Genomic DNA, 21,743 nt, shown 5'->3' on the forward strand with positions numbered 1-21,743 from the left:
AACGGTCACGTCTGCTCGACGAGCGCCACCGCAAGCTGCGCCCACATTCAACAGGAGGTGCTTGGTATGAAGAACATGACGCATGCGCGCAAGTTGCTGGCTCTGTCGCTGTCGCTCGGTCTGACCCTCGGCGCGTCGCAGGCATTTGCGGCACCGCAGGAACATGCCGACCACAAGGATCATGCTGCCGGCATGAACGAGTCCAAGAAGCCGGTCACCGACACCTGGATCACTACCAAGGTCAAGGCCGACCTGCTGGCCACCGACAACGTCTCCGGTACCGACGTGAAGGTCGAGACCAAGAACGGCATCGTGACCCTGACCGGTGCGGTCGCCACCCAGGCCGAGCATGACAAGGCCGTTGCCGTTGCCAAGGGCATCGAGGGCGTCAAGAGCGTCAAGTCGACCGGCCTGAAGGTCACCGCTGCGAAGAAGTAAGCGCAGCTGCTGCGAATGCCGGGCCGCCGAGGCGAGGCGGCGACCCGAGCACCAGGCGCACTCCACGGAGTGCGCCTTTTTCGTTTCGAAGAACCGTCCAGTCTGCCGATAGTCGGCAACGCGCTCGCGCCGTTTTCACGCATGCTATACGTATGCTATGCCCATTCAGCTATGTCACAGACGGACATGATTTCTCTGAATCATTAATCTGGCAAGCTGCGTGATCGGAGACAATGCCGATCAGTCTTAGGCCCCCTGCAGCGAGCGAATTCGGTCCAGCAATGCAAACAACGGTCCAAGCAGACAAATGGGATCGCTGGCGCCTGCCTCTATTGGCGGTTGCCGTGTTCCTGATTGTGGTGGTGCCCTCGTTGTTGCTGCAGCAGATGGCCCGCAACGCCAACCAGGCCGCGACCTGGGTCTCGCATAGCCAGCAAGTGCTGGAAAACGCGCAACGCTTGGAAGCGGCAATGCGCAACGCCGAATCGGCAGCGCTGATGCGCTCGCACGGGGTCGAGCGCCCGGCGCTGCTGGAACGGATGCGGCGCGGGCGTAGCGAGGCTCAGGCCGCGGTGCAGCGGCTGATTTTTCTGACCAAAGACAACCCCGCCCAGCAAGTACGCATGGGGCGCATCCAGAGCACCATCGAACGGCGTCTGCTATTGGCCGAGCGCATTGCGGTGACCACCGCGCCGGAGCAAATCCGCGCGCTGATCAACGACATGACCCTGAACAACCCGATCCGTGTGCTGATCGATGACCTGCAAAGCGCCGAGGGACGCTTACTTGACCTGCGCAATGCGCGCGCCGAAACCGAGCGCATGCATTACGCGGTGTTGAGCTGGGCGGCGCTGGCGGTGCAGTTGCTGTTGCTGGGCACGGTGACCTGGCTGCTGCAGCGGCAGATCCGCCGCCGGTTGGCGGCCGAGCAGGAATACCTGCGCGCCAATGGCCGCGCCAGCTCGGTGCTGCAAACCGTGCGCGAGCCGATCGTGCTGCTGGATGCCAGCCAGCGCATCGTGTTGCATAACCCTGCCTTCGCCGACCTGTATGGCCTGGAAGAGCGCGGCAACGAATTGATGGCGCTGGAAGATGTGGGCGGGGGCGTCTGGCGCGATGCGCAGATCCACCAGCGTCTGGCGGACGTGTTGTTGCGTGGACGCGAGTTGTGGGATTACGAACACGAGCAGCGCGCCGCCGACGGCGTGCTGCGCACCATGTTGATCAATGCACGCCGCATGCCGCTGCCCGACACCACCGACGAAGACGTGGTGCTGATGACGGTGAGCGACATCAGCCTGCAGAAGACCGCGCAGTTGCGCATCCATGAGCTCAACCGGCAGATGGAGGGCAAAGTGGAGCAGGTCTCGGAAGTCAACCGCGAACTGGAAGCCTTCAGCTATTCGGTCTCGCACGATCTGCGCGCACCGTTGCGGCATGTGGCCGGATTCTCCGACAAGCTGGCGCGTCATCTGGGCGATACGGCCGACGAGAAGTCGCGCCATTACATGGAAGTGATCAGCAGCTCGGCGCGGCGCATGGCCTCGCTGATCGACGATCTGCTGGTGTATTCGCGCCTGGGCCGCGGTGCGCTGCGCCTGCAGGCGGTGGACATGCAATCGCTGGTGGCCGAAACGCGTGCGATTCTGGATTCCAACGTGCAGAGCGAGAACACCGGCCACCGGGTGGAATGGCATATCGCACCACTGCCGGTGCTGGTTGCCGACGAAAACATGATGCGCCAGCTGTGGATGAACCTGCTTGGCAATGCAGTCAAGTACAGCGCCAAGCGCGAGGTGGCCAAAATCGAGGTCAGCTACACGCCGATGTCCGACGGCGGCCACCAGTTCAGCGTGCGCGACAATGGTGCCGGTTTCGATATGGAATACAGCGGAAAATTGTTCGGCGTGTTCCAACGTTTGCACAAGGCCAGCGAATACGCTGGGACCGGCATCGGCCTGGCCAGCGTGCGGCGGGTGTTGACCCGTCACGGCGGCCGGATATGGGCCGAAGGCGCCGTCGACGAAGGCGCCACGTTTTATTTCGTGTTACCTCCTGCGCTTGAAGCGCCCAACCAAGAGTTCACTGCATGACCGCCATCCGTACCATTCTTCTGGCAGAAGACAGCCCGGCCGATGCGGAGATGGCGGTCGACGCCTTGCGCGAAGCCCGCCTTGCCAATCCCATCGTGCACGTCGAAGACGGCGTGGAAGCCATGGACTACCTGCTGCGCCGTGGCATGTTCGCCGACCGCGAGGAAGGCCTGCCGGCCGTGCTGCTGCTGGACATCAAGATGCCGCGCCTGGACGGGCTGGAAGTGCTCAAGCAGGTGCGCAGCGACGAGACGCTCAAGCGCCTGCCGGTAGTGATCCTGTCGTCCTCGCGCGAAGAAAGCGATCTGGCCCGCAGCTGGGACCTGGGCGTGAATGCCTATGTGGTCAAGCCGGTGGATGTGGATCAGTTCTTCAACGCGGTCAAGACGCTCGGCACGTTCTGGGCGGTCATCAACCAGGCACCGGAGCTGGACTGAACCATGCCGCATGAGGGGGGCAACCTGGAGCAGCTGAAGATCCTTCTGGTGGAAGATTCACCGGAAGACGCCGAGCTGTTGTCCGATCAGTTGCTCGAGGCCGGGCTGGATGCGGCATTCGAGCGCGTGGACAGCGAGCCGTCGCTGCGCGCCGCGCTGGACGACTTCCAGCCGGACATCGTGCTGTCGGACCTGAGCATGCCGGGCTTTTCCGGACACCAGGCGCTGCGCCTGGTGCGCCAGAACGGTGCCACACCCTTCATCTTCGTCTCCGGCACCATGGGTGAGGAGACCGCGGTCAAGGCGCTGCAGGATGGCGCCAACGACTACATCATCAAGCACAACCCGACGCGCTTGCCGAGCGCGGTGATCCGCGCGATCCGCGAGGCGCGTGCGGATCTGGAACGCCAGCGCGTGGAAAGCGAGCTGATGCGCGCGCAACGTCTGGAAAGCCTGGCGATGCTCGCGGCCGGTTTGAGTCACGACCTGCGCAATATCCTGCAACCGTTGTTGATCGTGCCCGACCTGCTGGCCGGGCGCACCGACGACCCGCAGCTGCGTCAGCTGGCCAACGTGGTGGCCGAATGCGGCCGGCGCGGGCATGAGATGGCCGAGTCGATGCTCTCGTTCGTGCGCGGTTCCAACAAGCCGCGCGAGCAGGTCTCCATCGCCAATCTGTTCCAGGCCGTGCAGATGCTGCTCAAGAGCAGCCTCCCCGATGGGGTACGCCTGCAGATGGACACCATCGCCGCGGATCTGACCATCGAGGCCAACTACACCGAATTGCAGCAATGCCTGCTCAACCTTGGCTTGAACGCGATCCAGGCGATGCCCGAGGGCGGCAGACTGATCCTGGCAGCCGATCGCTACGATGCCTCGCGCGTGCGCATGAGCGTGGCCGACACCGGCGTGGGCATGAGCGATGAAACCCGCGCGCGCTTGTTCAGTCCTTTCTTCACCACCAAGGCCGATGGCACCGGGTTGGGACTGATTTCGTGCAAGCGCATCATCGAAAGCTATGGCGGCAGCATCGTGGTCGATAGCCGGCTGGGCGAAGGGACGCGCTTTGACATGATCGTGCCGATGCGTGCGGTGTCGACGGCGGTGACGGAAGCCGAACTGCCGCTGCCGCTTGGCCATGGGCAGCGCATTTTGCTGGTGGATGGCGAGGCCACGCGCCTATCGCTGCTGGGCAATGCGCTCTCCAGCCAGGGCTATCAGCCGCAGCTGGCCAGCGATGGCGCCGCGGCGCTGCAACTGGTGCAGCAGCACGCGATGCCGGATCTGGTGATCATCGACAGCGACATCATCCTGCTCTCGGCAGTGAGCGTGCTGTTGAGCATGCAGGAGCTGGGGTACCAGGGCCCGGCGATCGTGCTGGAAGATGTCGGTGCGCCGCTGCAGCGTGCGCATTTCCCATCGGATCTGCCGGTGCATGTGCTGCGCAAGCCGCTGGAAATGCGCCGGGTGTTCCGCGCCGTTTCGCATGCGCTGGAAGTGGCCTGAGATCACGTTTGCGCGCAGCCGGCGCATGCGTCGACGGTGCAACGCGATTGCAACAGTTGACGTCCACGCCGGCCGCATGCGCGAATAACGTATGACCACCGTGCTTCTCAGCCTCGGCAGCAACGTCCAGCCGACCCACTACCTGCGCTTGGCTGTCGCCGCCCTGCGCGCGCGCTTCGGCCAGGTTGTCGTGTCACCCGCGTACCGCACGCCCGCGGTGGGCTTCGATGGGCCGGACTTCGTCAACAATGCGGCGGTATTGCAGACCGATCTGGATCTGGACGCGCTGGATCACTGGCTGCATGCGCTGGAAGATGCGCATGGGCGCGATCGCAGCGGCCCGCGTTTCAGCGACCGCACCCTGGATCTGGACGTGGTGTTCTTCGGCGACCGTATCGTCGAAGGCCCCGGGCATCTGCGCATCCCGCGGCCCGAACTCAAACATGCATTCGTGCTCAAGCCGCTGGCCGACATCGCGCCGGACTTCATCGACCCGCTGAGCGGGCAGACATTGGCAACCCTGTGGCAGGCGCATCCGCAGTACGGCAGCGCGTTTGCCACGGTGGAGCTGGATGCGGCTGCGCCGGAGTTGAGCGTCACGCAATAGCGCTGTTCTGGCAGCGCGGTTGAACGCGGCCGAGCAAACATGCACCTAGCGCGACGGCGTGCGGACTGTCTGGCAGTGCCGCACGCGCCGAGGCGGCAGCCGGGCTCACGTGCATGACAGGGATATCGTTGCCACGCAGCGAAAGCGCGCAGGCCCCGGACGCATCGTTCAACTGAGCTGGCGGCCGCCATCGACGTGCAGGGTATGCCCGGTGACGAAGCTGGCGTCGTCCAGCAACCAGCGCACCGCTTCGGCGATTTCCTCCGGCGTGCCGATGCGCGCCAGCGGCGTGCGCGCGAGCAGCGCATGCTTGGCGTCGGCGGATTTGCCTTCTTCCGGCCACAGGATGGCGCCAGGTGCGACCGCGTTGACACGCACGTGCGGCGCCAGTTCCAGCGCCAGCGAACGGGTCAGCATTTCCAGCGCGCTCTTGGAGGCGCCGTATAGCGGGTGGTTGCGCATCGGCTGCTGCGCGTGCAGATCGGTGAGGTTGACGATGGCCCCGCGCCGCTGGCGCAACTGTGCGGCGGCGGCTTGCGCGATGAAGAACGGCGCGCGTGCATTGACCGCAAACAAGTCGTCCCACTGCGCCGCAGTGGCCTCACCGATGGCGGTGGGGTAGAACGCCGAGGCGTTGTTGACCACGCCATCCAGACGACCGAAGGCGGCAAGGCAGCCGGCCACCAATTGCGCAGGTGCATCGGGCAGCCGCAGATCGGCGTGCAAGGCGTGCGCGCTGCCGGCACGCTGCCGGCACAGTTCGGCCACGCGTGCGTCCAGCATCTCGGCGGAGCGGTGTGCATGCAGCGCAACGCAGTAGCCGGCAGCGTGCAGCGTGGTGGCGATCTGCGCGCCGATGCGGCGGGCTGCACCGGTGATCAACACCACCTTGGAACTGTCTGTCATGGCGTACTCGCTCGGCGTTGCGGAGGGCTCGGCTATCCTGTGCATTGTCCCCGCAACCGGTGCCCGCATGCACGCCGACCTTCCCACACCCGATCCGGACGCGCTGGCCCACAGCGACCGGCTGGCTGCGCATGTGCGCGCCGAGATCCAGGCCGCCGGCGGTGCGATTCCGTTCTCGCGCTTCATGGAGCTGGCGCTGTATGCGCCGGGCCTGGGCTATTACAGCGCCGGCGCCAGCAAGTTCGGCGAGGCCGGCGATTTCGTCACCGCCCCGGAATTGGGGCCGTTGTTTGCGGCCACCGTTTCCGGCGCGTTGGCGCCGGTATTGCAGCAGCTCGGGCAGCAGGCGCGGGTGCTGGAAGTGGGCGGCGGCAGCGGTGCGTTTGCCGAAGTCACGCTCAAGCGGCTGCTGGAGCTGGACGCGCTGCCCGAGCGCTACGCGATCCTGGAGCCCAGCGCCGACCTGCGCGAGCGTCAACGCGAGCGGTTGGGGCGCAGTCTGATCCCGCCGGTATTCGATCTGGTGGAATGGCTGGATGCGCCGTTCCCGGACGATTGGGATGGCGTGCTGTTCGCCAACGAAGTCATCGACGCATTGCCCACGCCGCGCTTCGCACTGCGCGATGGGCAGGTGTATGAAGAAACCGTGGTGCTGGATGACCAGCAGCACTTCGCGCGCGGCGAGCAACCGGCCGATGCGTTGCTGAGTGCGGCCGTGCGTCACCTGGAGCGCTATCTGGAGCAGCCGTTCGCCGATGGCTATCGCTCCGAGTTGCTGCCGCAGTTGCCGTACTGGATCCAGGCGGTAGCCGGCGGCTTGAAGCGTGGCGCGATGGTGTTCGTCGACTACGGTTACCCGCGCGGCGAGTTCTATCGTGCGCAGCGCCAGGACGGCACCTTGCGTGCGTTTTACCGGCACCGCATGCATGAAGATCTCTACCGTTGGCCGGGTTTGCAGGATCTGACCGCATCGGTGGACTTCACCGCGTTGGCCGAGGCAGGCACCGGCGCAGGTTTCGAGCTGGCCGGGTATTGCACGCAAGCGAGCTTCCTGCTCGGCAATGGGCTGGACGCATTGTTGGCGCAGGCCGATACGCGCACCGATGAAGTGGGGCGCATGCGTCTACGCGAACAGATCAAGCGGCTGACCCTGCCCAGCGAGATGGGCGAGCGCTTCCAGGTGATGGGCTTCTCGCGCGATGTCGATTTTGCCCCGGCATTCCTGTCCGGCGATCTGACATGGCGGTTGTGAGTTCGGCACTCCGGCCGTTTCACCGGCCGCGGTTGTGGGTGGGCTTGTGGATCGCTGCGATTGTTGTGGTCATTGCCGTGTGCCTGGGGCCGCCGCCGGAGTTTCCGGAGCTGCCGTCCAACAGCGACAAGGCCGAGCACTTCATCACGTTCGCGTTGTTGTGCTGGGGAGCGGTGCAATTGTTTGCGACCCGGCGCGCACTGATGTTTGCCGCCTTCGGGCTGGTGCTGCTGGGCATCGGCATCGAAATCGCGCAAGGCGCGCTGACCACCAATCGCAGCGCCGACCCATACGATGCATTGGCCGATACCTTGGGCATTCTCGCCGGGCTCTGTCTGGCATGGACGCCATTGCGATATGTGATGTTGCGGATCGATCAGCGCCTGTTTGGACGGCGGCGACGGTGATTGAACGATGCCACGGCAGGCCAGGCGCCTGCCCACGGCCGTAAACGGACCCCGGCGCCGACGCGGCCCTGGTCAACCTGGCAGCATATTGCCGCACCGGTATAAAGCATCGCGCTCAAGGGCCGCTTGCGCCAGGCAGCATGCCGAGGCCGCGGCGGGGCGCCAGTTACCGGCTTGGCGATGACGGTTTGTGCAGCCGCTACGCTGCGGACCAGCGATTCGCACCTCGCCACCGCTGCCGCTGCCGTTACAGCTTCATTCTCAGCCCGAGATACAGCTGCCGTCCGGCCGCTGGCGAGAACATGGGCTGCGCCTGTGCCCAGAAGAAGCTGTCGTACCACACGTAGGCATACTCGCGACCGGTGGCATTGCGGACCTGCACGTCCACGCTCCAGTTCGGGTTGATCGTATAGCGCGCCGTGAGGTCGAGCGTCGCAAAGCCGCCGTACTTGCCTGCCACGTTGCGCTCCTCGAGGTAGTAATCGCCCTGGGCGCGTCCCTGCAGACCCAGTTGCAACGCCTCAGTCGCGCGGTAGTCCACGCCGATGTTGCTGATGTAGCGGGGCGTGGCGATGACTTCATTGCCTTGCAGCGAAAGCGCGGCGGCACGGTCGTCGCGCGTGATCCTGGCTTCCTGGTAGGCATGCGATGCCCAGAGCGTCCATCGATCGCCCAGCTGTGCGCTGATCTGCGCATCCACGCCGCGGCGACGCGTCTTGCCCAAGGTGACGGTGGTGCCGGTGGCCGGCATGTTCGACACCTCGTTTTCCGCATCCTGTTGCCAGACGGCGATGCGCGCCTGGCTGCCTGCAAATGGGCTGAACTTCATGCCCAGCTCGACGCCGGTGTTGGTGGAAGGGCGGATGCCGGCTTGCCCCGGGGTGAGATAGGCCGGGGCGGTGGAGCCGGTCAACACCTGGAAGGTACGGCCCCAGTTGGCATACACGTTGGTGGTGGGGGTCAGGGCGTAGATCACGCTGAGTTTGGGCTGCCCGATGCTGCCGTAACGCTGCAGCGGTGCGCGCACCGCGCCCGGCAGCAGTGTGTCGCCGTCGAAGCGGTCCACGCGATAGGCCGGCACCAGCTTCAGTGCCTCGACCGGCTGATAGATGGCCTGCACGTAGGCGCCCCAATTGTCGAACGTATAGCGGTCGTCGTTCTGGATGCGCGCTGGCGCTGCCGTGAAGTCGGTGGGCTCGGCATAGTTGAAGCGCTCGCGTCGGTACGCATTGTCTTGATGTTCGTAGTTGATGCCGCCTTCCAGGGTCAGCAAGTCGTTGGCGCGCCAGGTCAGGGTGTTGAGCATGCCTACCTGCGTTTCGTCCCAGCGCCGACGCTGACGCGGCGCATTGCCGATGGGCAGGTCGCTGAAGGTCACCCGGCGGTCGTCCTCGTAGCGGTTGTAGTAAAGCTTGCTGCCCAGGAACAGGGCGTCGGTCAGTTTCAGGTCCAGGTGCACGCCGGCCTGCTGCATGTCGCGGTCGTCGCCATCATTGCGGTTGCGGCGGTCCGAGCTGCGACGGTCGGTCTGCAGCTCTGCTGCGGTCATGAAGCCCGGCTCGTCGGCCTGGTTGCGGTACGCGCGTGCCGTCAGGCCGATGCGCATGCCGTCGTCGAGATTGCCGTAGAACCACTTGCCGCCCAACACATACTTGCTGGAACGATCGTGCGCACGATAGCCATCCGATGCCTGTGCGCCGATGAAGTAGTTCTGCGCGAATCCGTCGTGCTCGCGCCCTATCGCGATCTGCGCATCGCGGCTGGCGTAACTGCCGTAGGCAACGCGGGCATCGGTGTAGCTGCCGCCCTGGCGGGTGCCGAAGTTGATGTTGCCGCCGATGTTGTGCAGCCCATAGCGCGGATCGTTGGTGCCGCGCACTACCTCGATGTAGCTGATTTCCAGCGGAAACAGCATGTCGATGAAACGCTGGTTGCCGCTGTTGACGTTGCTGGGAATGCCGTCGATCAGGGTCTTGATTGCATTGAGATAGCCCTCGCCGTTGAAGGCGCGGAAGCTGACTTTGCCCGATTCGGCGCCCTGACGGGTTTCGGTCAACTGCATGCCGGGCATCTGCCCGAGCAATTCCCAGCTGTAGGACACGTTCTTGTCCTCGATCTGGTCGGCGCCCAGGACATCTACCGACGTCAGCACCTGATGCGCACTGAGCTGGCCTTCGTGATGCTGATGGACGTCGACCTTGCCGAGCGTCAGTGCCGAATCGGAGGACTGCGCGCGTGCGTCGGCAGCAAAGAGCAGAGCGGCGACAGTCGCCACGAGGGGACGGATCTTCATGAAGCGGGCAACACCTGCGGGCCAGTGGAAGTGTGTCAGAAATGACATGTTATAACATCTGCTGACAAATTCAATTTGTGTGGTGCTTTAGGGCGGCTTGGGAAGCGGTCAGCAGGCAGCTCGTGGCGCAACGCGTGGTGGGCGGCTTGCGTATTGGCGATGCGCTCGCAGCGTGGATAACGGCCAACAGCCAACAGCCAACAGCCAACAGCCAACAGCCAACAGCCAACAGCCAACAGCGCAGCAGGCGATGCAGGCGCCGCGTCGTTCCTCGCTGGCGGTGGACGTGGCCGATCCCGCCGGCGCGTTGTTGCCGTGCTTATGTGGGCATGCGCACTGCGCGTTCGCGTAACCACTTTGTGGCCACCCACTTTTCGCCGGCCAATACCGGCGCGCCGGCATGCAGGCTGCGCGTCATCGGATGCGGGCGGTCGTAGCTGAAAAACACTGCATTGCCCTTGACCGCAGCGACATCCAGATGCGCGTCAGGAAAACGCGTCGCGCCGCCGCGTTCTGGCGTATTGAGGTACATCACCAGCGAGGCGACGCGTTGCCCGCCGGCCTGCAACAATATCGGGGTGCCGACTGCGTCCGGGTCGAAGTAATCGTAGTGCGGCCGGTATTCGGCACCGGTCGCGTAGCGCAGTACCTGCAACCCTTCGCCGTGATCGACTGGCCAGTCGAACAGGCGCGCGATGCGCGCTTCGATACGTTGGCACAGCGCATCCTGGCCCACGCGCAGGCACATGCTGTCGCTGGTGCGTGCTGCATGCACCAGGTGCTCTCCGTTCGCATTGTCCACGGTGCGCGAACGCGCCAGGCGCGGGCGGGCCAAGGCGATCAATGCATCGCATTCACCGTCGGAAAGAAAACCGCCGAGTACTACCACGCGCGGCAGCAACAGGCTGACCAAGACGCGTACCTCGCGGTCGCCCAATGCAAGCAGCGATGCATCGGTGTCCTGTTGCAACGCGGGCACGCGCACCGGCATCGGCAAGCCGTTTGCTTGCGCGTGTTGTTGGATGTGGGCACGGACGAGTGCCTCGACCGCATCGATGGCGTCCTGTTCGTTCCAGCCCTGATCCAGGAGCGGCTGTAGCGCTTGCTCGGGCGGATGGCCGGCCACGGCTTGCGCCACGATCCAGTCGGCCAGCGGGGTCGGGATATCTGTATGTGTCATCGCTCTACAGTGCATGTCGACGTGTGGCATTCGTATGTCAATTGTGTCGCGGTAAGACAAATGAAACAGATGCCCTCTATAAAAGTGACGGGGATCTTGAACGTGCTCGCCACTGCAGTGCGCGGAACGCCACCAATTCTTGACGACTCCTCTTCATACCGGACCCGTTGACCTGGAGATCAGCCGCATGGCCTTTCGCAACAGCAGCAAGACACTTCTCATGACGTTTGGTACCGCACTGGCGCTGTCGGCCTGTGGTGGCGGAGCCGACCGTGTCGCCTCGCCAGGGGAAGGCGCATTCCCGCCGGCACCGGCCCCCACACCGACGCCGGCGCCCACGCCCGCGCCGACGCCGGCACCCGCACCGAGCGGCCCGGCCGCCGATTGCCCGAGCGGTTTTTCCAACGTCGGCACCATCGCCAACAACACGCTACGCGCCTGCCAGTTGCCGGAAAGCATCAACGGCAACCTGGTGGTGCCGGCGCGCGCGGGCACCGTGTATTCGATCAGCGGTCGCGTCAATGTCGGCACCGACCGCGGCGGCAACGCCACCGCACCGGCCGCCGGCAGTACGCAGGGTGTTTTGACCATCGAGCCGGGCGTGACCCTGTTCGGGTCGGCCGGGAGCGACTACATCGTGATCAATCGCGGTTCGCAGATCTTTGCCGAAGGCAGCGCGACTGCGCCGATCGTCTTCACCGCGCGTCAGGCGCTGGAGAGCACGGTCAGTGCAAATACCATTGGCCTGTGGGGCGGCATCGTGGTGCTGGGGCGCGCGGCGATCAACAACTGCCCGGGCACCACCGTGTCCGGTACGCCGGAATGCCAGGCGCAGGTCGAAGGGACCAACGCGTTCTATGGCGGCAACAACGCCACCGACAACAGCGGTTCGATGCGCTACCTGCGCGTGATGTATTCGGGCTTCGAAATTTCGCCCAACAACGAATTGCAGGGCATCACGCTGGCTGGTGTGGGTAGCGGTACCAAGCTGGATTATGTGCAGATCCACAACAGCTCCGACGACGGCATCGAATGGTTCGGCGGTACGGTCAACGGTAGCCATCTGGTCATCACCGGTGCCGACGACGATTCGCTGGATACCGATGCTGGCTGGAGCGGTGCACTGCAGTTCGGCATCGTGGTGCAGCGTGCCAGTGGCGGCGATCGCATGAACGAGTGGAGCAGCCTGCGTCGCCAGCCGTATTCGCGCCCGAAGGTGGCCAATTTCACCTACGTGGGCAATGCGCGCGCCGGTGCGGCGATCATGCTCAACCAGGGCACGCAGGCCGCGTTCTACAACTCGGTGGTGACCCGTCCTGCCGGCGGCACCGGCGATGGCCTGGTGTGCTTCAACCTGGCCGATACCGACACGCTCGGTACCTTCAACTCGGTGTTCTTCGCCTGCCCGACGGCCTTCGGCAGCGACGCGCGTGCCGCCAGCCAGTTTGCGGCCGGTACCAACAATGTCGCCAATGGCGTGTCCACCTTGCAGAACACCTTCGTCAATGGCGCCAATGAAAACGCAGTGCCGGCGTTTCAGGGCTTGAACGGGGTGAGCAGCTTCTTCCAGCAGGTGAACTACATCGGTGGCGTGCGCGATGCCAACGACACCTGGTGGCAGGGCTGGACCTGCGGACTGACCGCCGACCGTCCCTGCTGAGGCATGGCATCGCACGGCGGCCATCGGTCGCCGTGCGATGCGTCCAGCTTCATCTTTCTGTTGCCAGGGCTCCCACGATGCGAACCTCTGCTGTTGCCCGTCTTTCGCGGACGGGCCTGTCTCTTTCCATTTCTACCTTGCTGATGTCCGGCGCCGCCATGGCGCAGTCGACCGCCAGCGACGCCGATACCGGCAGCGGTACGTCCAGCGCGGCCGGTACCAGTGTGCCCAAGCAACTCGACCAGGTCGTGGTGCGTGGCGACTACATTCCCGAGCCGATGCTGCAAACCTCCGAAGTTGCCTCGTTCGTGACGCGCGAAGACATGGAGCGCACCGGCGACAGCAGCGCCGCGGTGGCGCTGACGCGTGTCACCGGGCTGAGCCTGTCGCGCGGCAAGTATGTGTATGTGCGCGGCCTGGGCGAGCGCTATTCGTCTGCGTTGTTCAACGGTTCGCCGCTGCCCAGCCCCGAGCCGATGCAGCGCGTGGTGCCGCTGGACCTGTTCCCCAGCGACGTGCTGGCCAGCGTGACCGTGCAAAAGACCTATTCGGCCGATTATCCGGGCGAATTCGGCGGCGGCGTGATCGATCTGCAATCGATGGAGATCCCCGACAAGCCGTTCCTGTCGTTGACCGTGGGTGGCGGCGCCAACAGCGTCAGCACCGGCGAAAAAGGCCTGACCTATTACGGCTCCGACGATGACGAGTGGGGCGTTGATGATGGCACCCGCAAGCAGCCTGCTGCCTTGCGCGATGCGATCAGGACCGGTCGTCGGGTCGATCTGGGCAGCTTTTCGCGCGAGGACATCCGTCGCATCGGGCGCAGCTTGAACGATGCCAACCTGTATCTACTGCAGGAAAAGGATAGCATCGCTCCGGACGTCAATGTCGGCGGCAGCGCCGGCTACAGCATGGACGTGGGCGAGGCCAAGCTGGGCATCATCGCGGTGGCCAGCTACGACAACGAATGGCGCACGCGTACCGGCAAGCAGCAGGACGGCATCTTCGTCGGCGACAGCGTCGAGTTCAATTCCAATTACGACTTCGCCACCACCCGCAACAACGTGCGCAGCAACGGCATGCTGGGGCTGGGCTGGGAATATGGCCGGCATACCATCGGCTGGACCACGCTATACGTGCACGACACCTTGAAGGTGGCGCGCAGCCGCGCCGGACGCGACGAACTGGCAGGTTTCGACGTGCGCGACGACAACACCGAGTGGTACGCGCGGCAGTTGATCAACAATCAGCTGCGCGGCACGCACGCGTTCGGCGAATACGACGACCTGAAGATCGAATGGCGCGCTGCAGTGGCCAACGCCAGCCGCGATGTGCCTTACGAAACCGGCATTCGTTACGAGCGGCTGGACGGCTACTGGGCGCACGACGCCTCACGGGTGCAGAACTACACGCGCTTCAGCAAGGTCGACGACACCGTGGCCAGCGGCGGCGTGGATGTCACCTGGCGCTTGCCGATGGAACACGACCTCACCGTCAAGGGCGGGCTGGCCTATCTGGACAACGACCGCAGCGCGTGGAGCCGCGAATTCCGCTTCCTGGCGCTGGACGGCCCGCTGCCGTTCCTGAACCAGTATCAGCGCGTGGATTATCTGTTCTCCGATTACAACCTCAGCAACGATCTGCTGCGCCTGCGCGAAACCACCGGCAGTTTCGGTGCGGCTGCCTACGAGGCGACCTTGAAGGTCAAGGCAGCGTATCTGCAGGCGGAGGGCGAGATCGTGCCGACTCTGCGCGCCACGGCGGGCGTACGTTACGAAAACGCCACCCAGGCGGTGCATCCGTACGACATCTTCAGCGGCACGCGCCAGGACGGCGTGGCGCCGTTGCACAACAGCTATGCGCTGCCGTCGGCCACGGTGACCTGGAATTTTGCCGAGAACCGGCAGCTGCGCTTTGGCGCTTCCAAGACCATCGCGCGCCCGCAGTTTCGAGAAATGGCGCCGCAGCAGTATCTGGACCCGGACATCGACCGTCAGTTCTTCGGTAACCCGTTCTTGGTCGATAGCGAGCTGGTCAATCTGGATGCACGCTACGAATGGTTCTTCGAACCGGGCCAGTACGTCACCATCGGCGCGTTCTACAAGAACATCGACAAGCCGATCGAAGCCATCGTCAACGACGCCCCCGGCGGCGGCATCGTGCAGAGCTTCATCAATGCGCCCAAGGCCACGCTGTACGGCGTGGAGCTGGAGGCCAAGAAGTATCTGGAGCTGCCGATCGCTGCCGACTGGTGGGGCGACAAGCGCCTGTTCGTGTCCGGCAATTACACGCGCACCAAGTCCAAGGTAAGTGCCAACGCTGGCGATACGGTGCAGCCGTTCGGCTTCAGCGCACCGGTGCAGGCGACCTTGTTCGTTCGCGATGGCTCGGCATTGCAGGGCCAGTCGGATGACATCGCCAACCTGCAGATCGGCGTGGAAAGCGAAAGCACCCATAGCCAGGCGACACTGATCGCCAACTACGTGGGCGAGCGGGTGTCCGCGCGTGGTCGCCCCGGGCAGCCGGATTACATCGACAGGCCGGGCACCTCACTGGATTTGGTGATCAAGAAGGGACTGACGTGGTCGGGCGATACGGTGTCGGTGAATTTTGCCGCGCGCAACCTGCTCAAGACCAAGTACCAGGAGTATCAGAAGGTGGCGAGCAACCGGGTCGACCTATACACCTACCAGCCCGGTATCAGCTATGACATCAGTGTGACAGCGCGCTTCTGATCTGGGCTGCAGGTGCCAGGTGCCGCAAACGCCCGCTGTGCATTGCATGGCGGGCGTTCGCATTTTGTCGTGTGGCGCCGTGTGTCGGTCTGTGTCATCGGTTTCTTCGAACTGACACATTGCCGCCGCATTCTGTCATCCGATCGAAATCCTGAGACGGACGTCCGCTTTGCAACGCGCCTGGCCCTCGTTGAATTCCTTGTTGCTGGCGCCGGGCGTTCGCACGGCGGTGGCGGGCGGTGTGGCCGCATTGCTGGTGCTGCAAGGTGTTCGTCTGTTGTGGCTGGTGCTGACGCCGATCGGGCCGTTGGGCACTGCGCAGGCCGGTGCGGTCGCTACTCTCGACGTGTCCGCATTGCGTCGCGATGTGTTCTATCGCAGCGCATCCGACGCCAATCGCGATGGCATCGTGCTGCATGGCGTGCGTGTTGGCGGCACCCAGGCGGCTGCCTATCTCAGCGGTAGCGATGGCCGCCAAGGCGCGTACCGCGTCGGCGACACGGTGGCGCCCGGCCTGATGGTGCAGGCGATCGCGGCCGATCATGTGTTGCTGCGCGCTGGCGGCAGCGTGCGTCGCATCGCATTGAGCGAGGCATCTGCTGCGGGTGCAGCGCCCCCGGCTGCAGCAACGAGCGCAACCGCACCAGCCATTGCCCCGGCAGCTGCGCAATCGAATGTCGCCACGGCAGCAGACCCGACCGCAGCCACCGCCGTCGACCCGCAGCAGTTGCTCGCCAGCGCAGGTCTGCGGGCCAGCGCCGAGGGTGGCGGCTTCACCCTCCTGCCGCGCGGAGATGGCGCGTTGCTGCGTCAGGCCGGCTTGGCGCCGGGCGATGTGCTGACCCAGATCAATGGCCGCACGCTCGATGCAGAACATCTGCGCGAACTGCAGGACGAATTGCGCGATGGCCAGAGCGCCACGCTGACCTACCGCCGCGACGGCCAGACCCACACCATGACCTTGAAGCGCCCGCAATGATTGCTGTTCGCCCGCTCTGGCTGCTCTCGGCCACGTTGTTGCTCGCATTGCCCGCGGTGCCGATGACCGCGCTGCATGCCGCCGATGCGCCGGCAGTGCGCCTGCAGGACGTGGATCTGCGCGCCTTCATCCAGGACGTCTCGCGTGCCACCGGCATCACCTTCATCGTGGACACGCGCGTGCAGGGCTCGGTCAACGTGGCGCGTGCGCAGGCGATGTCCGAAGCCGATCTGCTGGGCATGCTGCTGGCCGTGCTACGCGCCAATGGATTGATTGCGGTGTCCACCGGGCCATCGACCTACCGCGTCATTCCCGACGACACCGCCGCGCAGCAGCCGGGTAGCGCCGCCAACGGCAACCTGGGCTTCGCCACGCAGGTCTTCACCCTGCAGCGCGTGGACGCACGCAGCGCCGCCGAGATCCTCAAGCCGTTGATCGGGCGCGGTGGCGTGATCATGGCGATGCCGCAAGGCAATAGCCTGTTGATCGCCGACTACGCCGATAACCTGCGACGCATCCGCACGTTGGTGGCGCAGATCGATACCGACCGTGCGGCCATCGATACGGTGACGTTGCGCAATAGCTCGGCGCAGGAACTGGCGCGCACCTTGACCTCGCTGTTCGGGCAAGGCGGCGAGCGCAGCAACGTGCTGTCGGTGTTGCCGGTGGACAGCAGCAATTCCTTGATCGTGCGTGGCGACCCGGCGCTGGTGCAGCGCGTGGTACGTACCGCAGTCGATCTGGACGGGCGCGCCGAGCGCCGCGGCGACGTCAGCGTGGTGCGCTTGCAACACGCCAGTGCCGAGCAACTATTGCCGGTGTTGCAGCAATTGGTCGGCCAGACTCCAGGCAATGAGGCGCAGGTCGGGCAGGACACACGTTTGGCTGCGATCGATGTGGCCGCCGCGAGCGGCGCTGCGCAGACGCAGGTGATCGCGCCGGCGGCAGGCAAGCGCCCGGTGATCGTGCGTTACCCAGGCTCCAACGCGTTGATCATCAACGCCGACCCGGAGACCCAGCGCGCCTTGATGGATGTGATCCGGCAGCTGGATGTGCATCGCGAGCAGGTATTGGTCGAAGCGATCGTGGTGGAGATTTCCGACACCGCCGCCAAGCGCCTGGGCGTGCAGCTGCTGCTGGCCGGCCGCAACGGCACGGTGCCGTTGGTCGCCACGCAATACAGCGGCGCATCGCCAGGCATCGTGCCGCTGGCCGCGGCGGCGGCTGGCACGCGCAGCGGCAATGCCGACGACGATTCGGTGCTGGAACAGGCGCGCAACGTGGCTGCGCAATCGCTGCTCGGTTTGAGCGGCGGCTTGATCGGCCTGGCTGGGCAAAGCAACGATGCGGTGTTCGGCATGATCATCGATGCGGTCAAGAGCGACACCGGCTCAAACCTGTTGTCCACGCCCTCGATCATGACCCTGGATAACGAGCAGGCGCGCATCCTGGTAGGCCAGGAAGTGCCGATCACCACTGGCGAAGTGCTCGGCGCGGCCAACGACAACCCATTCCGCACCATCCAGCGCCAGGACGTGGGCGTGGAGCTGGAAGTGCGCCCGCAGATCAATACCGCCGGCGGCATCACGCTGGCGATCAAGCAGGAGGTCTCGGCGATTGCCGGGCCGGTCAGCGCGCAATCGTCGGAGCTGGTGTTCAACAAGCGCCAGATCGAAACGCGCGTGGTGGTGGAGAACGGTGCCATCGTGGCGCTTGGCGGCCTGCTCGATCAGAACGACCGCCAGACCGTGGAGAAGGTGCCGCTGCTTGGCGATGTACCCGGCCTGGGCGCGTTGTTCCGGCACAAGTCGCGCAACCGCGACAAGACCAACCTGATGGTGTTCATTCGCCCCACCATCATTCGCGATGCAGCCGATGCCCAGCGCATGACCGCGCCGCGCTACACCTATCTGCGCGAGCGTCAGCTGGCCGATGGCGACCCGGAAGCGGCGCTGGATGCGTTGGTGCGCGACTACTTGCGTGCTCAGCCGCCGCAGTTGCCGGCACGTCCCTCGTCAGTTGCGCCGGCACCGGCAACGACACCTGCGCCCGGCGCACGTCCCGTGCAGCGGTGACGCCATGAGCACTGCGCGCGCCGGCATTTCCTATGCATTCGCCAAGCGTCACGGCGTGGTGCTGCTTGGCAGCGACACCACAGCGCAGATCGGGTTGCGCGAAGGTGGCGATGTGCAGGCCTTGATCGAGTTGCGCCGCGCGTTGGGCCTGCCATTGCAGGTGCGCACGCTGGCGCCGTCGGTGTTCGACCGGCATGTGTCGGAGATCTACGCCGATGCCGGGCTGGAACAAGGCGTGCAGGTGGAAGCGCTGGATCTGCATGGCAGCCTGGATTCGTTGATCGACGACATCCCCACCGCCGATCTGCTCGACAGCCAGGACGATGCGCCGATCATCCGCCTGATCAACGGCATCATCGCCGAAGCCGCGCGGCTGGGTGCATCCGACGTGCATCTGGAATCCTACGAATCGCGTTTGCGCGTGCGCCTGCGCGTGGATGGCGTGATGCGCGAGGCGGCCACGCTGCCCGGACGCATCGCACCGCTGCTTGTGTCGCGCGTTAAGGTGATGGCGCGGCTGGATATCGCCGAAAAACGCATCCCGCAGGATGGGCGCGTGTCGCTGGTGATGGGGGCCAAGGCGCTGGATGTGCGCGTCTCCACCTTGCCCACGCGCGGCAGCGAGCGCGTGGTGCTGCGTATTCTGGATAAGGAACAGGGCACGCTGTCGCTGGCGCAACTGGGCATGCCACCGGCGGTGATGCACACCGTGCAGCGTGCCTTGCAGGTGCCCAACGGCATCGTGCTGGTCACCGGGCCCACCGGTTCGGGCAAGACCACGACCTTGTACGCGGCGCTGCGCTTGCTCAACGATGGCTCGCGCAACATCCTCACCGTGGAAGACCCGGTGGAGTACGCCATCGACGGCGTCGGCCAGACCCAGGTCAACGCACGTGTCGGCATGACCTTCGCCGCCGGCCTGCGCGCGATCCTGCGCCAGGACCCGGACGTGGTGATGATCGGCGAGATCCGCGATACCGAGACCGCGCAGATTGCGGTGCAGGCCAGCCTCACCGGCCATCTGGTGCTCTCCACCGTGCACACCAATGATGCAGTGGGTGCGGTCACGCGGTTGCGCGATATGGGGATCGAGCCGTTTCTGCTGGCATCGAGCCTGCGACTGATTCTGGCGCAGCGGCTGGTGCGGCGCTTGTGCACGCAGTGCCGCAGTGCACGGCCGATGGACGCTGGGACGGCCCACCTGTTGCGGGCGCCGGCCGATGCAGTGATCTACGCAGCGGCCGGCTGCAACGCCTGCCACCACAGCGGATACGCCGGGCGCGTGGGTATCTACGAAGCGATTGCGGTAGACGATGCGATGCGCCGTTTGATCGGCGACAACGCCGACGAAGATGCACTGGCTGCGGTCGCCTTCGCACGCGTACCGCGGCTGGGCGAAGCGGCACGGGCGGCCGTGCTGCAAGGCCTGACCACGCTGGAAGAAGCGCTGCGTGTGACCCGCCAACAGGACGATGCGCATGCCGCAGTTTGATTACACCGTGCTCGATCTGCATGGGCGCAACCGGCACGGCGTGATCAGTGCCGACAGCATAAACAGCGCACGTGCGCAGCTGGAACAGCGCCAATGGGTGCCGGTGCGTGTGGAAGTTGCGGCCGCGACCGCCAGCACGGCCGTGCGCGCGGCGCGCTTCAGTGGCAAGGATCTGGTGCTGTTCACCCGCCAGCTCGCCACGCTGGTGGAGACCGCACCGCTGGAAGAAGCCTTGCGCACCATCGGCACACAGTCCGAACGCCGCGGCGTGCGTCGGGTCACTAGCCAGACGCATGCATTGGTGGTCGAAGGGTTTCGCCTGTCCGATGCGATGGCACGCCAGGGCAAGGCGTTTCCCGCGTTGTATCGTGCGATGGTGGCCGCTGGCGAAAGCGCGGGTGCGTTGCCGCAGGTGCTGGAACGACTGGCCGATCTGCTCGAACGCCAGGCACAGGTGCGCAGCAAGTTGCAGTCTGCATTGGTCTATCCGACAGCGCTTGCAGCGACGGCCGGTGCGGTGGTGATCGTGCTGATGACCTTCGTGGTGCCCAAGGTGGTGGACCAGTTCGATTCGATGGGCCGCGCCTTGCCGTGGCTGACGCGCGTGGTGATCGGCGTGTCGCATTTCCTGCTGCACGCAGGCATCCCGCTGCTGATCGCCCTGGTGGTGGCGCTGGTTGCAGCGGTGCAGCTGCTCAAGCGCCCGGCGCTGCGCCTTGCAGCGGACCGGGCGCTATTGCGCGCGCCACTGCTGGGCCGGTTGATCCGCGATCTGCACGCCGCGCGCATGGCACGCACCCTGGCGATCATGGTCAACAGCGGCCTGCCATTGATGGAGGGGCTGATGATCGCTGCGCGCACCGTGGACAACCGCGCGCTGCGGCTGGCCACCGACAGCATGGTCACCGCGATCCGCGAGGGCGGCAGCCTGGCCGCGGCCATGAAGCGCGCGGGGGTGTTTCCGCCGACGCTGCTGTACATGGCCTCCAGCGGCGAAAACAGCGGGCGTCTGGCGCCGATGCTGGAGCGTGCGGCCGATTACCTGGAACGCGAATTCGAGGCCTTCACCACCGCCGCGATGAGCTTGCTGGAGCCGGCCATCATCGTGCTGCTCGGCGGCGTGGTGGCGGTGATCGTATTGTCGATCCTGCTGCCCATCCTGCAATTCAACACCCTCGCGCTTGGTTGAGCGCAGCCGCTTATCTTTGGAGACCGTCATGCAGTCCATCCACTCTCGTGCACGCCTTGGCTCGCCGACGGCACAGCGACGCACGCGTGGTTTCACCCTGGTCGAACTGATGGTGGTCGTCGTCATCATCGGCCTGCTCGCCACCGTGGTGATGATCAATGTGATGCCCAGCCAGGATCGCGCAATGATCGAAAAAGCCCGCGCCGACGTGGCGGTACTGGAGCAGGCGCTGGAAACCTATCGCCTGGACAACCTCAGCTACCCGAGTACCGAACAAGGGCTGCAAGCCTTGCTCGACCCGCCGAGCGGATTGACGCGACCGGAGCGCTATCGGCACGGCGGCTACATCCGCCGGCTGCCGGAAGACCCATGGGGCCATGCGTATCAATATCGGCGTCCGGGTCGCAATGGCGGCTTCGATGTGTATTCGCTAGGCGCAGACGGTGCAGAAGGCGGCGACGCCGACAACGCCGATATCGGCAACTGGCGCTGAG

17 protein-coding genes are annotated in these 21,743 nt (G+C 65.0%); 14 read left to right on the forward strand and 3 right to left on the reverse strand.

What is annotated here, in order from left to right; all coding sequences use genetic code 11:
• Positions 1 to 66 precede the first annotated feature (66 nt).
• From EO156_RS16940 to folK, 5 genes are all read left to right on the forward strand, one after another.
• The gene (locus tag EO156_RS16940; protein WP_008572114.1) at positions 67 to 438 is read left to right on the forward strand and encodes a BON domain-containing protein; all 372 of its coding nucleotides are present in this window, start codon (positions 67 to 69) and stop codon (positions 436 to 438) included.
• A gap of 281 nt (positions 439 to 719) precedes the next feature.
• Entirely contained in the window at positions 720 to 2,531 is a 1,812-nt protein-coding gene (locus EO156_RS16945; RefSeq protein WP_016851478.1) for an ATP-binding protein, read from the forward strand.
• Positions 2,528 to 2,968 (forward strand): response regulator, encoded by a 441-nt coding sequence (locus EO156_RS16950; protein WP_003482689.1) that lies wholly within the window; start codon positions 2,528 to 2,530, stop codon positions 2,966 to 2,968. Before EO156_RS16945 ends, EO156_RS16950 begins: the two co-directional genes overlap by 4 nt.
• A 3-nt stretch (positions 2,969 to 2,971) precedes the next feature.
• Positions 2,972 to 4,474, forward strand: coding sequence for a response regulator (locus tag EO156_RS16955; protein WP_003482683.1), 1,503 nt, complete (start codon positions 2,972 to 2,974; stop codon positions 4,472 to 4,474).
• Positions 4,475 to 4,565: 91 nt separating this feature from the next.
• Positions 4,566 to 5,081, forward strand: coding sequence for a 2-amino-4-hydroxy-6-hydroxymethyldihydropteridine diphosphokinase (folK, locus tag EO156_RS16960; protein ID WP_003482682.1), 516 nt, complete (start codon positions 4,566 to 4,568; stop codon positions 5,079 to 5,081).
• 168 nt (positions 5,082 to 5,249) lie between these two features.
• Here the strand turns inward: folK and EO156_RS16965 are convergent, their stop codons facing one another.
• Positions 5,250 to 5,987 carry a pteridine reductase gene (locus tag EO156_RS16965; protein WP_016851479.1) on the reverse strand — a complete coding sequence of 246 codons (738 nt, stop codon included), beginning with the start codon at positions 5,985 to 5,987 and terminating at the stop codon, positions 5,250 to 5,252.
• Between EO156_RS16965 and EO156_RS16970 the strand changes: the two genes are divergently transcribed.
• Positions 5,986 to 7,239 (forward strand): class I SAM-dependent methyltransferase, encoded by a 1,254-nt coding sequence (locus EO156_RS16970; RefSeq protein ID WP_016851480.1) that lies wholly within the window; start codon positions 5,986 to 5,988, stop codon positions 7,237 to 7,239. The two genes, EO156_RS16965 and EO156_RS16970, sit on opposite strands and share 2 nt — an antisense overlap.
• A complete protein-coding gene (locus EO156_RS16975; RefSeq protein WP_026007298.1) occupies positions 7,227 to 7,646 on the forward strand; it encodes a VanZ family protein in 420 nt (139 codons plus the stop codon). The genes EO156_RS16970 and EO156_RS16975 overlap by 13 nt, the downstream gene beginning before the upstream one ends.
• Positions 7,647 to 7,893: 247 nt before the next feature.
• Here EO156_RS16975 and EO156_RS16980 read toward each other — a convergent pair whose 3' ends face one another.
• Positions 7,894 to 9,939 (reverse strand): TonB-dependent receptor, encoded by a 2,046-nt coding sequence (locus EO156_RS16980; protein ID WP_029828047.1) that lies wholly within the window; start codon positions 9,937 to 9,939, stop codon positions 7,894 to 7,896.
• A 319-nt stretch (positions 9,940 to 10,258) separates the two neighbouring features.
• Positions 10,259 to 11,119, reverse strand: a complete 861-nt coding sequence (locus tag EO156_RS16990) for a 2OG-Fe(II) oxygenase (protein ID WP_016851484.1) — start codon at positions 11,117 to 11,119, stop codon at positions 10,259 to 10,261.
• A 187-nt stretch (positions 11,120 to 11,306) separates the two neighbouring features.
• On the opposite strand from EO156_RS16990, the gene EO156_RS16995 reads away from it, so the two are divergent.
• From EO156_RS16995 to gspG, 7 genes are all read left to right on the forward strand, one after another.
• Positions 11,307 to 12,779 (forward strand): hypothetical protein, encoded by a 1,473-nt coding sequence (locus EO156_RS16995; RefSeq protein WP_033482877.1) that lies wholly within the window; start codon positions 11,307 to 11,309, stop codon positions 12,777 to 12,779.
• Between the two features lie 77 nt (positions 12,780 to 12,856).
• Entirely contained in the window at positions 12,857 to 15,514 is a 2,658-nt protein-coding gene (locus tag EO156_RS17000; protein ID WP_016849410.1) for a TonB-dependent receptor, read from the forward strand.
• Positions 15,515 to 15,683: 169 nt separating this feature from the next.
• Positions 15,684 to 16,493, forward strand: coding sequence for a type II secretion system protein N (locus EO156_RS17005; protein ID WP_016849409.1), 810 nt, complete (start codon positions 15,684 to 15,686; stop codon positions 16,491 to 16,493).
• Positions 16,490 to 18,568, forward strand: coding sequence for a type II secretion system secretin GspD (gene gspD, locus EO156_RS17010; RefSeq protein WP_016849408.1), 2,079 nt, complete (start codon positions 16,490 to 16,492; stop codon positions 18,566 to 18,568). The genes EO156_RS17005 and gspD overlap by 4 nt, the downstream gene beginning before the upstream one ends.
• Positions 18,513 to 20,060: a type II secretion system ATPase GspE gene (gene gspE, locus EO156_RS17015; protein ID WP_026006902.1), complete on the forward strand. Its 1,548-nt coding sequence runs from the start codon at positions 18,513 to 18,515 to the stop codon at positions 20,058 to 20,060. Before gspD ends, gspE begins: the two co-directional genes overlap by 56 nt.
• A complete protein-coding gene (gene gspF, locus EO156_RS17020; RefSeq protein WP_026006901.1) occupies positions 20,047 to 21,249 on the forward strand; it encodes a type II secretion system inner membrane protein GspF in 1,203 nt (400 codons plus the stop codon). Before gspE ends, gspF begins: the two co-directional genes overlap by 14 nt.
• 28 nt (positions 21,250 to 21,277) lie before the next feature.
• A complete protein-coding gene (gspG, locus tag EO156_RS17025) occupies positions 21,278 to 21,742 on the forward strand; it encodes a type II secretion system major pseudopilin GspG (protein WP_016849406.1) in 465 nt (154 codons plus the stop codon).
• Position 21,743: the final 1 nt, after the last annotated feature.

The organism is Xanthomonas sp. DAR33341, from assembly GCF_003992815.1.
GTDB classification, from domain to species: Bacteria; Pseudomonadota; Gammaproteobacteria; order Xanthomonadales; family Xanthomonadaceae; genus Xanthomonas; species Xanthomonas cissicola.

What these genes read in the sequence shown, in the direction of transcription:
- EO156_RS16940 (WP_008572114.1), top strand. Translation starts at nt 67, where the DNA reads ATGAAGAACATGACGCATGCGCGCAAGTTGCTGGCTCTGTCGCTGTCG.
- EO156_RS16945 (WP_016851478.1), top strand. Translation starts at nt 720, where the DNA reads ATGCAAACAACGGTCCAAGCAGACAAATGGGATCGCTGGCGCCTGCCT.
- EO156_RS16950 (WP_003482689.1), top strand. Translation starts at nt 2,528, where the DNA reads ATGACCGCCATCCGTACCATTCTTCTGGCAGAAGACAGCCCGGCCGAT.
- EO156_RS16955 (WP_003482683.1), top strand. Translation starts at nt 2,972, where the DNA reads ATGCCGCATGAGGGGGGCAACCTGGAGCAGCTGAAGATCCTTCTGGTG.
- folK (WP_003482682.1), top strand. Translation starts at nt 4,566, where the DNA reads ATGACCACCGTGCTTCTCAGCCTCGGCAGCAACGTCCAGCCGACCCAC.
- EO156_RS16970 (WP_016851480.1), top strand. Translation starts at nt 5,986, where the DNA reads ATGGCGTACTCGCTCGGCGTTGCGGAGGGCTCGGCTATCCTGTGCATT.
- EO156_RS16965 (WP_016851479.1), bottom strand. Translation starts at nt 5,987, where the DNA reads ATGACAGACAGTTCCAAGGTGGTGTTGATCACCGGTGCAGCCCGCCGC.
- EO156_RS16975 (WP_026007298.1), top strand. Translation starts at nt 7,227, where the DNA reads ATGGCGGTTGTGAGTTCGGCACTCCGGCCGTTTCACCGGCCGCGGTTG.
- EO156_RS16980 (WP_029828047.1), bottom strand. Translation starts at nt 9,939, where the DNA reads ATGAAGATCCGTCCCCTCGTGGCGACTGTCGCCGCTCTGCTCTTTGCT.
- EO156_RS16990 (WP_016851484.1), bottom strand. Translation starts at nt 11,119, where the DNA reads ATGACACATACAGATATCCCGACCCCGCTGGCCGACTGGATCGTGGCG.
- EO156_RS16995 (WP_033482877.1), top strand. Translation starts at nt 11,307, where the DNA reads ATGGCCTTTCGCAACAGCAGCAAGACACTTCTCATGACGTTTGGTACC.
- EO156_RS17000 (WP_016849410.1), top strand. Translation starts at nt 12,857, where the DNA reads ATGCGAACCTCTGCTGTTGCCCGTCTTTCGCGGACGGGCCTGTCTCTT.
- gspD (WP_016849408.1), top strand. Translation starts at nt 16,490, where the DNA reads ATGATTGCTGTTCGCCCGCTCTGGCTGCTCTCGGCCACGTTGTTGCTC.
- gspF (WP_026006901.1), top strand. Translation starts at nt 20,047, where the DNA reads ATGCCGCAGTTTGATTACACCGTGCTCGATCTGCATGGGCGCAACCGG.
- gspG (WP_016849406.1), top strand. Translation starts at nt 21,278, where the DNA reads ATGCAGTCCATCCACTCTCGTGCACGCCTTGGCTCGCCGACGGCACAG.